At 67.9% G+C, this 15,082-nt stretch carries 14 protein-coding genes; 5 read left to right on the forward strand and 9 right to left on the reverse strand.

Annotated elements, in window-relative coordinates; translation table 11 throughout:
• Positions 1–41: 41 nt before the first annotated feature.
• Positions 42–1,001 (reverse strand): LysR family transcriptional regulator, encoded by a 960-nt coding sequence (locus tag ACN20X_RS00525; protein ID WP_016452246.1) that lies wholly within the window; start codon positions 999–1,001, stop codon positions 42–44.
• A 147-nt stretch (positions 1,002–1,148) separates the two neighbouring features.
• On the opposite strand from ACN20X_RS00525, the gene ACN20X_RS00530 reads away from it, so the two are divergent.
• Positions 1,149–1,568, forward strand: coding sequence for a hypothetical protein (locus tag ACN20X_RS00530; protein WP_016447348.1), 420 nt, complete (start codon positions 1,149–1,151; stop codon positions 1,566–1,568).
• A gap of 294 nt (positions 1,569–1,862) precedes the next feature.
• Here the strand turns inward: ACN20X_RS00530 and ACN20X_RS00535 are convergent, their stop codons facing one another.
• Complete coding sequence (locus tag ACN20X_RS00535; RefSeq protein ID WP_016447349.1) at positions 1,863–3,728, reverse strand: phosphoenolpyruvate carboxykinase (GTP); 1,866 nt, start codon at positions 3,726–3,728, stop codon at positions 1,863–1,865.
• Between ACN20X_RS00535 and ACN20X_RS00540 the strand changes: the two genes are divergently transcribed.
• A complete protein-coding gene (locus ACN20X_RS00540; RefSeq protein ID WP_126311565.1) occupies positions 3,712–3,963 on the forward strand; it encodes a hypothetical protein in 252 nt (83 codons plus the stop codon). The two genes, ACN20X_RS00535 and ACN20X_RS00540, sit on opposite strands and share 17 nt — an antisense overlap.
• A gap of 92 nt (positions 3,964–4,055) precedes the next feature.
• Here ACN20X_RS00540 and ACN20X_RS00545 read toward each other — a convergent pair whose 3' ends face one another.
• Both ACN20X_RS00545 and ACN20X_RS00550 read right to left on the reverse strand, forming a co-directional pair.
• Entirely contained in the window at positions 4,056–4,205 is a 150-nt protein-coding gene (locus ACN20X_RS00545; protein ID WP_016447350.1) for a hypothetical protein, read from the reverse strand.
• 90 nt (positions 4,206–4,295) lie between these two features.
• Entirely contained in the window at positions 4,296–5,495 is a 1,200-nt protein-coding gene (locus ACN20X_RS00550) for a threonine ammonia-lyase (protein ID WP_016447351.1), read from the reverse strand.
• Positions 5,496–5,630: 135 nt separating this feature from the next.
• On the opposite strand from ACN20X_RS00550, the gene ACN20X_RS00555 reads away from it, so the two are divergent.
• Both ACN20X_RS00555 and ACN20X_RS00560 read left to right on the forward strand, forming a co-directional pair.
• Positions 5,631–6,659 (forward strand): helix-turn-helix transcriptional regulator, encoded by a 1,029-nt coding sequence (locus ACN20X_RS00555; RefSeq protein WP_473210175.1) that lies wholly within the window; start codon positions 5,631–5,633, stop codon positions 6,657–6,659.
• 107 nt (positions 6,660–6,766) lie between these two features.
• The gene (locus ACN20X_RS00560; RefSeq protein WP_473210176.1) at positions 6,767–7,879 is read left to right on the forward strand and encodes a siderophore-interacting protein; all 1,113 of its coding nucleotides are present in this window, start codon (positions 6,767–6,769) and stop codon (positions 7,877–7,879) included.
• Between the two features lie 45 nt (positions 7,880–7,924).
• Here the strand turns inward: ACN20X_RS00560 and ACN20X_RS00565 are convergent, their stop codons facing one another.
• Complete coding sequence (locus ACN20X_RS00565; protein WP_473210177.1) at positions 7,925–9,445, reverse strand: class I adenylate-forming enzyme family protein; 1,521 nt, start codon at positions 9,443–9,445, stop codon at positions 7,925–7,927.
• Positions 9,446–9,490: 45 nt separating this feature from the next.
• The gene (locus tag ACN20X_RS00570; protein WP_473210178.1) at positions 9,491–11,185 is read right to left on the reverse strand and encodes an acyl-CoA dehydrogenase family protein; all 1,695 of its coding nucleotides are present in this window, start codon (positions 11,183–11,185) and stop codon (positions 9,491–9,493) included.
• A gap of 45 nt (positions 11,186–11,230) precedes the next feature.
• Here ACN20X_RS00570 and ACN20X_RS00575 point away from each other — a divergent pair, with 45 nt between their 5' ends.
• Positions 11,231–11,884 (forward strand): TetR/AcrR family transcriptional regulator, encoded by a 654-nt coding sequence (locus tag ACN20X_RS00575; protein WP_043789463.1) that lies wholly within the window; start codon positions 11,231–11,233, stop codon positions 11,882–11,884.
• A gap of 26 nt (positions 11,885–11,910) precedes the next feature.
• Here ACN20X_RS00575 and ACN20X_RS00580 read toward each other — a convergent pair whose 3' ends face one another.
• The 3 genes from ACN20X_RS00580 to ACN20X_RS00590 all read right to left on the reverse strand — a co-directional run bounded on the left by ACN20X_RS00580 (position 11,911) and on the right by ACN20X_RS00590 (position 14,936).
• On the reverse strand, positions 11,911–13,089 hold the full coding sequence (locus tag ACN20X_RS00580; protein ID WP_043789461.1) for a sensor histidine kinase: 1,179 nt from the start codon (positions 13,087–13,089) through the stop codon (positions 11,911–11,913).
• On the reverse strand, positions 13,074–13,799 hold the full coding sequence (locus tag ACN20X_RS00585) for a response regulator (protein ID WP_016447358.1): 726 nt from the start codon (positions 13,797–13,799) through the stop codon (positions 13,074–13,076). Before ACN20X_RS00585 ends, ACN20X_RS00580 begins: the two co-directional genes overlap by 16 nt.
• A 132-nt stretch (positions 13,800–13,931) precedes the next feature.
• A complete protein-coding gene (locus tag ACN20X_RS00590) occupies positions 13,932–14,936 on the reverse strand; it encodes a fimbrial protein (protein WP_473210179.1) in 1,005 nt (334 codons plus the stop codon).
• Positions 14,937–15,082: the final 146 nt, after the last annotated feature.

Consider the following 15,082-nt stretch of genomic DNA (forward strand, 5'->3'; position numbering starts at 1 on the left):
GTGTAGAACCTGCGCTGGCGCGGGCGCCCCGCAAACGGCGCTCAGGTGTGCGGGAAGGTCGCCTCTGCAGAGCGCGTGAGCGTGCGCAGCAGCCAGTCGTAGGCCTGAGGATGCTGGCCGCGCCGGCGCCACAGCGCGTCCACGTGCACGGGCTGCACGTCGAAGGGCAGCTCGCGCAGCACCAGCTTGTCGGCCATGCCGGTCACGGGCACGAAGTGGCGCGGCAATATGGTCAGCAGGTTGGAGGTCATGACCACGCGCCCGGCCGTGAAGAACTGGTTGACGGTGAGCACCACCTGGCGCGTGCGGCCCAGCGAGGCCAGGGCCTCGTCGATGAAGCCGAAGGAGCGGCCCGAGAAGCTCACCAGCATGTGGCGCGCCGCGCAGTAGTTGTCCAGCGTCAGCGGCACATCGGCCAGCGGATGGCCCTGGCGCATCACGCACAGGTACTCGCCTTCATACAGGCGCCGGCTGTCGAAGGCCACCAGGGCGCCCGACTGCGCGCGCGCCGTCAGGTCGGCCAGCGCGGCGGGGAAGTAGCCCACGGCCATGTCGGCCTCGCCGGCCTCCAGCAGGCTGCGCGGGTCGCGCGTGGTCAGCGGCAGCACGCGGATGCCGATGCCGGGCGCCTCGCGCTCCAGCAGGCTGAACATGGGAGGAATCAGCGTGGCGGCCGTGGCGTCGGCCATGGCCAGCACAAAGGTGGCGGTGGCGGTGGATGGGTGGAATTCGCCTGGCGTCAGCGTGTCCTGCAACTGCTGCAGCGCCTCGCGGATCACGGGCCACAGCGCCAGCGCGCGCGGCGTGGGCTCCACGCCCTGGCCCTGGCGCACCAGGAGCTCGTCGCCCAGCGCCTCGCGCAGGCGGCGCAGCGCATTGCTCACGGCCGGCTGGGTGATGGCCAGCTTGTGGGCCGCCCGCGTGAGGCTGCGCTCCGCCATCACCTCGTCGAAGACGCGCAGCAGGTTCAGATCCAGTGTGCGGAAGTTCAGGGCGGACATGGCCGTGGCAGCGAGCGCTGAGTCATCACTGGTGTGAATGCTACAGATTCAAGATATAAATTTGAAGAACTCTAGGGTAAACCCTATAGTTACCCCTAGTCGCCCGCCACGCCGTCAAAAGCGGCCATTTAACTGGGTTTATCTGCCATGAGCAACTTCATTTACAACTCCTACTGTGTCGAGCACCCTGGTGTGGTGCATGTCTATCAAGCCGCCGACGACCGCAAGAGCGCCGTCAAGCGTTTCTCCGGCAAGCGCGGCGCCAGCGCCCTGCTGCTCGCTGCCCTGGTGGCCGCGCTGATGGTGGTGGTCAACGAGGTGGCCCACAACTGGACCGACGGCCACATGCTGGGCGCCTGGGTCGTGCTGTGGGTTGCCGCCTTCATGGGCCTGGCCCTGTTCTCCGCCCCCGCCCGCCGCGCCGCCATGATGGCCCGTGCCGGCTACCGCGCCTGGACCGAGAGCCGCCAGCAGGCCGCCGCTGACGAGCGCATCTGGAACGCCGCCCTGCAGGACGCCCGCCTGATGGCCGATCTGGCCCGCGCCATGGATAGGCAAGGTAGCTGATCTCTGCCTGGGGCGCCTTGCGGCGCTCCTCCAAAAAAAGCCGCTGCCCACAAGGCGCGGCTTTTTTGTTGTCTGGGGGCGTCGTTGAAACGCCACAAAAAAGGCCTCGCAGTGCGAGGCTTTTTCCATGGGTCGAGAGCTACTCAGGGATTCATTGTTCTGTGCATCTTCCACAGTCCATGAAACGGGCGCTGCCCAAAGCAAGGGGCACCGAGGAAGGGCCGCCCCGCACCGAGGGTGCCGTCCCCCCCGCGAAGCGAGAGGGGGAAGCGGCGTAGCCGCTCAGGGGGAGCTTTATGTCCCCAGGCGCTTTTCCAGTTCGGCCTTGGTCACCAGCAGCTCCTGGGGCAGCTTGTGGGCCAGCTTGTCGAAGTGCTCGGTGTGCAGCTGCATTTCCTCGGCCCAGGCGGCCTTGTCGATGCTGGTCACGCTGGCGAACTGGTCGGCGGAGAAGTCCAGGCCGGTCCAGTTGATCTCGGCGTACTGGGGCGCAATGCCGAAGGCGGTCTGCTCGCCCTGTGCCTGGCCTTCGAGGCGGTCGATCATCCACTTGAGTACGCGCATGTTCTCGCCGTAGCCGGGCCAGACGAACTTGCCGTCGGCATTCTTGCGGAACCAGTTGGTGGTGAAGATCTTGGGCAGGGCCGCGCCCTGGGCCTGGATCTTGGCGCCCAGCGTGAGCCAGTGCTGGAAGTAGTCGCTCATGTTGTAGCCGGCAAACGGCAGCATGGCGAAGGGGTCGCGGCGCACCACGCCCTGGGCGCCGAAGGCGGCGGCCGTGGTTTCCGAGCCCATGGTGGCGGCCATGTAGACGCCTTCGGTCCAGTTGCGGGCCTCGGTCACCAGCGGCACGGTGGTGGAGCGGCGGCCGCCGAAGATGATGGCGTCGATCTTCACGCCCTTGGGATCGTCCCAGGCTTCGTCCAGCGCGGGGTTGTTGGTCGCGGCCACGGTGAAGCGGGCGTTGGGGTGGGCGGCCTTGGCGCCGGTCTCGCGGGCGATCTGGGGCGTCCAGTCCTTGCCTTGCCAGTCGATCAGGTGATCGGGCAGCTTGCCGGTGTCCTTGTCCATGCCTTCCCACCACACGTCGTTGTCGTCGGTCAGCGCGACGTTCGTGAAGATCACGTTCTTGTCGAGGCTGGCCATGCAGTTGGGATTGGTGTGGTAGTTCGTGCCCGGGGCCACGCCGAAATAGCCGGCTTCGGGGTTGATGGCGCGCAGCGAGCCGTCGGCCTGGGGCTTGATCCAGGCGATGTCGTCGCCGATGGTGGTGACCTTCCAGCCTTCGAAGACCTTGGGCGGCACCAGCATGGAGAAGTTGGTCTTGCCGCAGGCGCTGGGGAAGGCCGCAGCCACGTGGTACTTCTTGCCTTCGGGGTTGGTCACGCCCAGGATGAGCATGTGCTCGGCCAGCCAGCCCTGGTCGCGGCCCATGGTGGAGGCGATGCGCAGCGCAAAGCACTTCTTGCCCAGCAGGGCGTTGCCGCCGTAGCCCGAGCCATAGCTCCAGATTTCGCGCGTCTCGGGGTAGTGGACGATGTACTTGGTCTTGTTGCAGGGCCAGCTGGTCTGGTCCTTCTCGCCTTCGGCCAGGGGCGCGCCCACGGTGTGCACGCAGGGAACGAACTCGCCTTCCACGCCGATCACGTCATACACGGCACGGCCCATGCGGGTCATGATCTTCATGTTGACGGCCACATAGGCGCTGTCGGACAGCTCCACGCCCACGTGGGCGATGGGCGAGCCCAGCGGGCCCATGGAGAAAGGCACCACATACATGGTGCGGCCGGCCATGCAGCCGTCGAACAGCGGCTGCAGCGTGGCGCGCATCTCGTTCGGGGCCATCCAGTTGTTGGTCGGGCCTGCGTCTTCCTTGTTGGCCGAGCAGATGTAGGTGCGGTCCTCGACGCGCGCCACATCGGACGGATCGGACCAGGCCAGGTAGCTGCCGGGGCGCTTGACGGGATCGAGCTTCTTGAAGGTGCCGGCATCGACGAGCTGCTGGCACAGCTGCTCGTATTCCTCCTGCGAGCCATCGCACCAATGGATTTTGGCGGGCTTGCACAGTGCGGCCATCTCGGCCACCCAGGCGATCAGGCGGCTGTTCTTGACATAGGCGGGGGCCTGGATGTTCAGGCCTTGCATGACGGGTGCGTTCATCGCGGAGCTTCCTTCAATTGAAAAAACCAGTTTTTCAAAGGGGACGCGCCTGCTGCACCGCGCCAACTTTGAGAAACGGGCTCTCGTTCAGTCGGCGCGCGAAGGAAGCTCTTCTCTGGGCGGCGAAGCGGCGCTGGCGGAAGCTGGCGGCGCACCGGCTGGGGATTCGATTCTAGGGAGCGGTCACGAATTTGTCAGCAAACGAATGGCAAAAACTATGCATTCTATGCATTGAAGTATGCAATATGAACGATGAAATTGCCTGTTGAAAAGGCAAGCAAAAAGCCCCGCAAAGCGGGGCCTGGTGCAGGGGCAGGAGGGCCGGAATCAGGCCATGTTGACGGCAATGAAGGCCAGCAGAAACATCAGCACGGCGCCTGCCAGGGGCAGGATGACAGGCATGTAGGGGACGACGGCCTCGGTGGCGTCTTCGGGGGCCGGCTGCTCGCCGTGGTGCGCTGCGGGATCGTGCGTCATGCAAAAGCTCCTGGCTTGCCAATGGGGATGCCTGATTCTAGGCAGGCCTGTCCCCTGGCGCCTTCGGGGAAAGCCATGACACCGGGCCTGCTAGACGGCATTGACCTGCATGCCTTCGGCCTGAAGGGCGGCTATGACCTCGTCGATATGGGCCTTGTTGCGCGTCTGCAGCACCAGCTCGATTTCCACGCTCTGCGCGGCCAGCATGGTGAAGGCGCGCTGGTGGTGGACTTCCTCGATATTGGCGCCCGCTGCAGCCACCGTGGCCGTGATGCGCGCCAGCACGCCGGGCACGTCGCGCGCGCTGACCTTGATGCGCGCCAGCCGCCCGGAGCGCACCATTCCGCGCCCGATGATGGCCGCCAGCAGCAGCGGATCGATATTGCCGCCCGACAGGATCATTCCCACCTTCTTGCCCGCAAAGCGCTGCGGATGGCGCAGCAGCGCGGCCAGGCCTGCGGCGCCCGCGCCCTCGACCAGGGTCTTCTCGATCTCCAGCAGCATGAGCACGGCCTGCTCGATGTCGCCCTCATCGACCAGCAGCATGTCGTCCACCAGGCGTGCCACGACCTCCTGCGTGATCGCGCCGGGCTGGGTGACGGCAATGCCTTCGGCGATGGTCGAGGTTCCCATGGGCAGCTCGGCCTGGCGCACGGCATTGAACATGGACGGAAAGCGCTGGGTCTGCACGCCGATGATTTCGATGTCCGGGTTCAGCCCCTTGGCCGCCGTGGCCACGCCCGCGATCAGGCCGCCGCCGCCAATGGCCACGACCAGCAGGTCCAGATCCGGCTGCTCGGCCAGCATTTCCAGCGCCAGGGTGCCCTGGCCCGCCGCGATCTGCTCGTCGTCATAGGGATGGACAAAGCACAGGCCCTGCTGCTCGGCCAGCGCGTAGGCGTGCTGGCGCGCCTCGGCCAGGGAGTCGCCGTGCAGCACGACCTCGGCGCCGAAGCCGCGCGTGCGCTCCACCTTCACCCCCGGCGTGAAGCGCGGCATGACGATGACGGCACGCACCCCCAGGCGCTGCGCGTGGTAGGCCACGCCCTGGGCATGGTTGCCGGCGCTCATGGCGACCACGCCGCGTGCGCGCTCCTCGGGCGAGAGCTGGGCCAGCTTGTTGAGGGCGCCGCGTTCTTTGAACGAGGCCGTGAACTGCAGGTTCTCGAACTTGAGATACACCTGCGCGCCCGTGATCTGGGACAGCGTGCGCGATTCCACGCAGGGCGTTTCGAGCACGGCGCCGCGCAGGCGGCCGGCGGCGTTCTGGATGTCTTGGAGGCTGAGCATGGCGCATTGTGGCGCACACGCGGGCCTGCGCGCGCCAGGCCATGCAATGGATTCCCCGCAGCCAGCGTGGTGCAGGGGGCTTTCATAAAATAAGAATCATTCTTGTCTGTGGGGCGCGCACCGCTCCGGCTGGCCATGGCTTTCTCCTCTGTCCAAACACCTGCACGCCCTCCGCGCTGGCTGGGGCGGGGCACGCTGCGTGCCTGTGACTTCAGCGGGCCCGACTACCGCATCCTCGATGCCGAGGTCACGGCGCAGGATGCGCTGCTGGCCGGGCACCTGCAGGCCTGGCAGGTCCAGCCCGGCCTGTGGCTGCATGGCGTGGAAGCCCGCGACCTGCGCACCATGAGCACGCGTTCGCCGGCCGTGCCGGGCCTGCACATGGTCGTGCTGCTGGAGGGGTGCGTGGACGTGGCCTTCGGCAACCAGGGCCTGCAGCTGCAGGTGGCGCCCGCCAGCGCCGCCGGTGCCCATGTGCAGGCCTGCGGGGCCGTCATCCACACTCGGCCCGGCGACATGTTCATGCGGCAGTGGCGGCGCGGAAAGTTCGAGCGCAAGCTCAGTATCACCGTGCAGCCGCAGTGGTTTGCTGCGCAGACCCTGCCCATGGCGGCGCCGCCACTGCTGCAGCGCTGGATGGAGCAGCAATTGCTGGCCATACGGCCCTGGCAGCCCTCGCCGCGCGCCGTGGCGGTGGCCGAGCAGATCATCCAGCTGGCACGCGAGGGCTCGGCGCCCTTGCTGCTGGCCAGCCGTACGCTGGAGCTGGTGCACGAGGCCGTGCAGTCCCTCGAGGTGCCCGAGCCCGATCCGGCGCAGACCGTGCCGGGCGTGCTGGGCGTACGCGAGCACCGGCGCATGGCGCGCCTCAAGGCCCTGCTGGACAGCGGCGGCTACGGCTGCCGCACGCTGGCCGAGATCGCACGCGAAGTGGGCCTGAGCGCCAGTGCGCTGCAGCGCCAGTTCCGCCTGGCCTATGGCTCCAGCATCGACGAGTACCGGCGCGAGCAGCGGCTGGCGCGCGCCTGGGCCGCGCTGGAGCAGACGGGCTGCAGCGTGGCCGAGGTTGCACATGGGGCCGGCTATTCCAGCGCGGCCAACTTTTCCACGGCCTTCAAGCGCCGCTTCGGCATCTCTCCCAAGCTGGTGCGTGCCCGGGTCTGACGCCCGGCGGGCGTCTTTGGCGCGTGGCGCAAACATCGGCAGGCCTGCCGCAAAGCCTGCTTGCGCCAGGCGGTGCTGCAATCTGGCAAAAGAAAGGACATACGCGAATGACACAGCTGCAGGCGCGCACCTCGGTGCACATGGACAGGCCCGACGAAGCCATTGCCGCCATCGTCGGGCACATGCAGGAGCACGACATCACCGTGCGCCGCGAAGGCTCGCGCTGGGTGGCCGACTACGAAGGCGGCCGGGGCCAGCTGTGGCTGGAGGGCCGGCAGGTGCATGCCGAGGTGGCCGCGCCCGGCGTGGAGCTGCTGCAGGACATGAAGCTCATGCTGGCCCACCTGCTGCTGGAGGCCACGGGCGCCGCCGACGGCTCCCTGGCCTGGGAGGGTGACGGTGCCGCGCTGCAGCGCCCGCCGGCCTTCCGCGAGCTGCGGGTGCTGGCCGTGCGCGATCTCACGCCGCACATGCGCCGCGTGCGCTTTGCCTGCGACGACATGGCGCGCTATGCGCAGGACACCCACATCCACGTCAAGCTGCTGTTCCCCCAGCCCGGCGTGACCGAGCCCCAATGGCCCACGCTGTCGGCCAGCGGCCTGCTGCGCCTGCCCGAGGGTGACATGCGCCTGGACATGCGCACGTACACCATGCGTGCGATGGGAATGGCCCAAGACGGCGCCGACGGATGGATCGACGTGGACTTCGTGCTGCACGAGGACGCCGGCCCCGGGTCGGCCTGGGCCGCGCGCGCCCAGCCGGGCCAGCGCATCGGCATGACCGGCCCCGGCGGGCGCACGGCCACCCCGGCCGACTGGATGCTGCTGGCCGGCGACGACACCGGCCTGCCGGCCATGCTGCGCATCGCGGCGGCCCTGCCCGCGCATACGCGCGGCCATGTGTTTGCCGAAGTCCAGTTTCCGCAGGACGAGCAGCCCGTGCAGGCGCCCGAAGGACTGCAATGGCACTGGCTGCACCGTGGCGCTGCCGAGGCCGGCACCACTACGCTGCTGATCGACGCGCTGCGCGCCGTGCGCTGGCCGGATGCGTTGGCCGGTCATCCCGCCAGCCGCTTTGTCTGGGCCGCTGGCGAGTTCGACACCGCCCAGGCCGTGCGCCAGTGGGCGCGCGAGGAGCGCGGGCTGGAAAAGCACGAGCAGCTGGTCGTGGCCTATTGGCGGCGCGGCATGAGCGAGTCGGATTTCAAGGCCGCGAAGTAGGCCGCCAAGTAGGCCGCGAAGCAGGCCACGCAGGAGGCCGGCGCCTCAGGGGGCGCTGCGCTCCTGACGCAGCAGAAACTTCTGCAGCTTGCCTGTGGGCGTGCGCGGCAGGCTGGCCGCAAAGACGAATTCACGCGGGATCTTGTAGCGCGCCAGCCTGTCGGCCAGGAACTGCTGCAGTGCCTCGGCCTCCGGCGCGGCCTCGCCGCGCGTCACCACGTGGGCGACGACGGTCTCGCCCCATTCGGGGTGGGGCCGGCCCACGACGGCGACGTCGGCGACCTGGGGATGGGCCGAGATCGCGTCCTCCACCTCCTTGGAATAAACGTTCTCGCCCCCTGTGATGACCATGTCCTTGGTCCGGTCCACGATGAAGAGATAGCCCGCGTCGTCCAGGCGCGCAAGATCGCCCGTGCGGTACCAGCCGCCGGGCGCGAAGGCGGCGGCCGTGGCCTGGGCGTCGTGCAGGTAGCCGTCCATCACGCTGCCGGTGCGCAGCCAGATCTCGCCGGTGTCGCCCGGGCCGGCATCCTCGCCGTTGTCGCGCACCACGCGCATGTCCACGCCGGGCAGGGCCACGCGGCCGATGGAGCCGGCCCGCTCCACCTGCTCCTCGGGGTAGAGCGTGGTGCCCGTGGGGCCGGTCTCGGTCATGCCGTAGACCTGGTAGAAGCGGTCGCTGCGGTAGGCCGTGGCCAGCTTGCGCGCCATCTCGGCGCCGATGGGGCCGCCGCCGTAGACCCAGGCGCGCACGCTGCTCAGGTCGTAGCGGGCAAAGTCGGGCAGCATCTGCAGCGGCGCGAAGTAGGAGACCGGCGCGCCGAAGTACAGCGTCACGCCCTCGTCCTGCACGGCCTGCAGGAAATGCTGCGGGTGGTACTCGCGCAGCAGCACCACGGTGCCGCCCATGTACAGCGTGCCGCCAAACCAGTTGTTGAGCGGCGAGGAATGCCAGATGGGCATGGCCATCAGCGTGCGTTCCTCGCGCGTGATGGACAGGCCCAGCGCGGCCGTGATCGCCGCCAGCGTGACGGCGCGGTGGCTCAGCAGGCAGCCCTTGGGCCGGCCCGTGGTGCCGGAGGTGTAGAGCACCTGGGCGATGTCGCCATCGGCGGGCCGCGCGCCTTCCAGGGGCCTGGCGGCCGCCACCAGCGTGTCCCAGTCCTGGACACCCGGGACGGCCTCTTGCGCCTCGGTCACAAGGCGGGCGCAGGGGTGTGGCGCGGCGGCGACCACGGGCGCGAGTGCGGCGTCAAACACCAGGGCCTTGCACTGCGCGTGGCCGAGGATGTACTGCAGCTCGGGCGCCTGCAGCTTGTGGTTGACGGGCACCAGCACGGCGCCCAGGCGCCAGGCGCCGAACAGGGCTTCGACAAAGCCCGGCGTGTTCAGGCACATCAGGGCCACGGTATCGCCCCGGCCCACGCCCTGGGCCTGGAGGACGGCGGCAGCGCGCTGCGAACGCCGCTGCATGTCGGCATAGCTGATGGAGGCGCCGCGGTCGCGCAGAAAGGCCTTGGCAGGCGTCTTGCGCACGGCGCTGTCGAAGGCGTCGAGCAGGTTCATGTCTTGTCTCCTTGTGCTTTGTTGTGTGGCGGGCCGGCCACCGCTTCAGGCGGGCAGCGCGCGCTGCAGGATGGCGGCGATGTCCAGGCCTGCGGGATCGAAGGCGCCCGCCACCATGGCGCCCTGCTGCGCGCCCAGGCGCGTGGCGATGAAGCCGTCGGCCATGGCGGGCGGCGCATGGCGGCGCAGCAGGCAGGCCTGGGCCAGCAGCACCAGGTCCTGCACCAGGCGGCGTGCCTGGGCCTCGAGCTGGTCAGGCGGGCCGGACAGGCGCCGGGCCAGCGACTGCGCCTGCTGCAGCAGCGCGGGCTCGCCCGCCGCCGTGTCGATCAGGTCCTGCAGCAGCAGCTGCGCGCTGTCGGGCTCGCGCGAGATGGCGCGCAGCACGTCCAGGCACATGACGTTGCCCGAGCCTTCCCAGATCGAGTTCACGGGCGCCTCGCGGAACAGGCGCGCCATCACGCCCGTGTCCACATAGCCGTTGCCGCCCAGCACCTCCATGGCCTCGCCCGTCAGCTCCACGCCGCGCTTGCAGACCCAGAACTTGGCCGCCGGCGTCATGATGCGTTTCCAGGCGCGTTCCAGCGGATCACCCTCGTCGCCTCCACGCTCATAGGCCTGGGCCAGGCGCATGGCGATCTGCAGCGCGGCCTCGCTCTCCAGCGCCAGATCGGCCAGCACGCTGCGCATCAGCGGCTGCTCGGCCAGCCGCTTGCCGAAGACGCTGCGCCGGCGCGCATAGGCCAGGGCCTGCACCGTGGCCGAGCGCAGGATGGCGGCGCTGCCCAGCACGCAGTTCAGGCGCGTGTAGGTGGCCATCTCGATGATGGTGGGAATGCCCCGGCCTTCCTCGCCCATCAGGATGCCCCAGGCGTCCTCGAACTCCACCTCGCTGCTGGAGTTGCTGCGGTTGCCGACCTTGTCCTTCAGGCGCTGCACGCGCACCGCATTCTTTGTGCCGTCGGGGCGCCAGCGCGGAACGTAGAAGCAGGCCTGCCCACCGCCTTCCCCCATGCGCGCCACCACTAGGTGGGCATCGCACATGGGGGCCGAGAAGAACCACTTGTGGCCGCGCAGCAGGTACTCGCCGCCACGCCCGCCGGCGTTCACCGGCATGGCCACCGTGGTGTTGGCGCGCACGTCGGAGCCGCCCTGCTTCTCGGTCATGCCCATGCCCAGCCACATCGATGCCTTGTCGGCGACGGGCAGGTCGCGCGGATCGTATTCGTGGCTGAACAGCTTGCCCTGCAGCTGCTGCCACAGCGCCGGTTCCTTTTGCAGCAGCGGGATGGCGGCCGTGGTCATGGTGGCCGGGCACAGCGTGCCCTGTTCGACCTGGCCGTGCAGGTAAAAACCTGCGGCCCAGGCGCTCCAGCGGCCCGCGCTGCTGTCCTCGAAGGGCAGGGAGATCAGCCCCTGCTGCCGGTATAGTCCCAGCAGCGTGTGCCAGCTCGGGTGGAACTCCACGGCGTCGATGATGCGGCCGCGTGCGTCGAAGCGGTGCAGCTCGGGCGTGTGGCGGTTGGCCTGCTCGGCCAGCTCCCAGGTGGCGCGCTCGCCCAGCTGCTGCGCATAGCGCGACAGCGAAGGGATGTGGCGCGCAGCGCCGCTGCGCTGCAGGGCCTCGGCCAGGGCGGGGTCGGCCTCCAGCAGGTTGAAGTCGGTGAGTTCGTCGACCTGGTTCAGGACGTCGTGCGTGTTCCAGGTGTGCCGTGTCTGCAAAGTCTGGCCGGTGCTCATGCGTGTCTCCGTGATCGTGGGTCTCAACGCAAAAGTCTAGGAAAAATGCCCAGCAAAGGTGTTCGGGTTTTAAGGCAGCAGCCGCAGCCGCCCAAAGTGCGGCGCCGCCCCCTGCAATCGCGCGCGCAGGCTACCTCGCAGGCGCTGCAGGACGCCTTTGTTCGGCTTGTGATCGAGCAGGGCTACGAGCGCACCACGGTGCGCGAGGTGGCGGCCGTGGCCGGCGTGGGCCTGGGCACCTTCTACGAATACTTCGGCAACATGGACACACTGGCGGCCATGTGCATCCACCGCCAGGTGCAGGCCCTGCATGCCCAGGGACTGCAGACGCTGCAGGGATGCGCCGGCATGGCGCCGGCCACGCGCGTGGACCGGCTGCTGGACACCTTGGTGGACGGCATTGCGCGCGAGGCGCCGATGTGGGCTGCGCTGTTCATGCTCGAGCGCAAGGTGTCCGCGCCCGAGCCCTTCCGGCGCCACTACCAGGCCTATGTGCAGCTGTGGGCCATGGCGCTGCAGGACTGCGATCCGCCGCTGCCCGAGCCGGCCCAGCCCCTGGCGCGGCTGCTGCACACGATGACCTATGGCTGGGTGTCGCAGTCGCTGCTGGCGCAGGGGCCGCAGCAGACGCCGCAGCAACTGCGCGAGCCGCTGGGCTGGGCCATTCATGCGCTGCTGCGCAAGGCGCAGGCTGCGTAGTCCCTCAGGGCCCAGGGGCCCGAGACTCAGATGCGCGGAAAGCGCAGCGTGAAGCGGGCGCCGCCCCGCTCGGAATCGTCGGCCTCCACGCTGCCGCCCTGGGACAGGGTCAGCGCCTTGACGATGGACAGGCCCAGGCCAGAACCCTCGCGGCGGCGCTTGCCGGGCACCTGGGCAAAGCGCTGGAAGGGATGGGCGCGCAGCTCGCTGGGCAGGCCGGGGCCTGCATCGCTGATGCGCAGCACGGCCCAGGCGCGGCCTTCGATATCGGACTCCACCGTGAGCGCCACGCCCAGCCAGGCGCCGCTGGCCGCATGGCGCATGGCGTTGCTGACCAGGTTGGAGAGGATCTGGCGCATGCGGTCGGCATCGGCGCGGATGTCGGTCATGCCTTCGTCGGTGGGGCCGGGCAGGGACAGGTCCAGCTGCATGCCGTGCTGCTGCAGCTGGGGGTGGAGCTGGTCCAGCGTCTCGGCCACCAGCAGGGTCAGGTCCATGCGCTGCTTTTGCAGCGAGAGCTGGCCTGCATCGGCCATGGACAGCGTGTGCAGGTCGTCCACCAGCCGGCCCAGGTGCTCGACCTGGGACAGCAGGGTGTTCAATTCGGTGTCGTCCGCCGCGATGACGCCATCGCAGATGGCATGCAGTCGCGCCTGCAGCACCGTCAGCGGCGTGCGCAGCTCATGCGAGATCGAGGCCGCCGTGGCGCGGCGCTCGGTCTCCAGCGTCTCCAGCGAATCGATCATGCGGTTGAAGGCCACCACCATCTCGGCCATCTCGCCGTGGGCCTTGCCGGGCAGGGCGCGCGCGCTGAAGTCGCCCAGCTCCACGCGCTTGGCCACCTCGACCATGGACGCCAGGGGCCGCGTCACCAGGCGAGACACCCAAAAGCCCACGGCCAGTCCGAAGGGCAGGCACACCAGCAGGCCGATGACCAGCGACCATTTCTCGCCGAACAGCAGATCGCCCGTCCAGTACTGGCCATAGATCTGCATGGCGCGCGGGCTGTCCTCCAGCGACTGGGCGTTGAGTTCGTCCAGCTCGATCTGCACGGCCGGCGGCAGGCTGTTGTAGAAGTCGCGGTACTGGATCTCGGAGAACACCAGCACGCCGATGGCCAGCAGGGCGATGGTGCTGAGCACGGTGGCCGTGATCCACAGGCCGAAGCGCACCCAGATGCGGTTGGGCCTCAGTCCCAGGGCCATAGCCGGTAGCCGATGCCACGCACGGTTTCGATCAGGCCTTCCTGGCCGGCCAGCTGCAGCTTGCGGCGCAGCTTGGACAGGTGCGAGTCGATGACGCGCTCCAGCGCATCGCTCTCGGGCAGGCAGTGCTCGATCAGGTGGGAGCGCGAGAAGCAGCGCCGGGGCTGGGCCGCCAGGCAGGCCAGCAGGCGGAACTCGGTCAGCGTCAGGGGCAGCGGCAGGGCGCGGCCCTCGTTGTCGTAGACCACGGCGCTGTGCGCCTCGGTATCGATCTCGATGGGGCCCACGCGGATGGGCGCGGGCGCCGGGTTCTTGCGCGCCTGGGTGCGTCGCAGCACGGCGCGCACGCGGGCCACGACCTCGGGCGGATTGAAGGGCTTGACCACGTAGTCGTCGGCGCCCAGGCGCAGGGCCAGCAGCTTGTCCACATCGTCGGCCAGGGCCGTGACCATGATCACGGGCGTCTGGCTGTCATCGCGGATGGCGCGCAGCACGTCGATGCCATCCATGCCGGGCAGGTGGATGTCCAGCAGCACCAGGTCGGGCCGCAGCTGGCGGAACAGCTGCAGCGCCTCCTGCCCGTCCGAGGCCATGCGCGAACGCAGCCCGTCCCGCTCGAGATAGGCCGTCAGGATGCTGGCGATGGCGGGCTCGTCTTCGACGACGAGCACGAGGGGGGTGGTTGCCGTTGGCTGTGCTGTGGAGTTCATGGGAAAGCTGGCAGGGCCAAGCGCACATTATGGTGCGATGCCCTGCGAGCCGTAGCCCTCCATATTGGCTCCACGAAGTCTGCAATCGCGCGCAAGGCTGGCGCTGTTCATTTCCTGCAGTCCCATCAGCGGCTATTGGTAGCTCATCGTGAAGGTCGCCCTGCCATAGGCCACGCCAGGTGTCACGCTGCCGGCTGTCTGCACCAGGCGCGCGCTCAGCGGAATCTTCAGGCTGTTCTGCCCCTGTGCGACCTGGCCCGCATTCCATTGGTTGGCATTGCCCAGGCTGCCGGAGTCGGGGCCGAAGCTCACGGGCACGTTGTTTCTCAGTACCTGTATGCCGACACCCCGGGCCTTGGAGTTTTGGGCCAGCGTCAGCGTGCTCGATCGGTTGGTCGCCTGGGTGGCGTCCGTCAGCGTGACGAAGGCGGTCAGGCGTGTATTGGCTTCGCCTCTCGCGCAGGTCAACTCGATGCTGAAGTCCTTGGCTGCCGTGACGGTCCCGATTCCCTTGAAATCGGCGAACGGGGCGGGGGCCATGGTCACGTCGATCTTGCCCGTGGACACCCGGCAGGTCGGCGGCCTGGGGCGGCTGCTGACGTTGACGGTGATGCCACTCGAAAAGAATACCGTGGCCAGCAAGTCACGGGCATTGCTGGTCCCAGAGTAGATTCGTGCGAAGCTGCCATTCAGGAAACCGCCAGATGTGAGTTCCCCGGTTTTCACGAGCTCGATGGTCATGTTGTTGCTTGGCAGTGAATGGAATATGCCCTGTTTCAGCATGGACCCGGAATAAGGCGCGGCTCTTTCCCACGTGATTCTCATGCCAAGGTTGGGAATGGAGGTGGAATATATTCCACTGCTTTCCGTTCCAATGCCTTCTATGTAATAAAAATCATTGTCGCAAGAAATGTGGTAGCTGCCGGCCCCGGTATTTTGCAAAGCCATTGTCCTGGAATAGACAACGCTGCCAATCGGATAATTTTCGTTGACGATGGTGGGGGTGTTGGCCGAACCCGGAAACTGGGCATTCCAGCCCTGGGAGGAACAACGGGCCCAGGATGAAATAGGGGCCATGAAGAAAATCAAGAGGAGCGGCATGGCCAATGCATGGCGCAAGATGGCTGTGAAAGGCATGCTGTGGACTCCAGCCAGGAAGATATGGATCAATGTCCTTGGGACAGGCGGCACCGGGCGCGATATCCGGTCAATATACCGACCTGTATGCGGCATTGGAATCGGAGTGTTCTGAAAATAAACTCGGAATCATCCGAGTCCGCGGT

The organism is Delftia sp. PX-1, assembly GCF_055797465.1.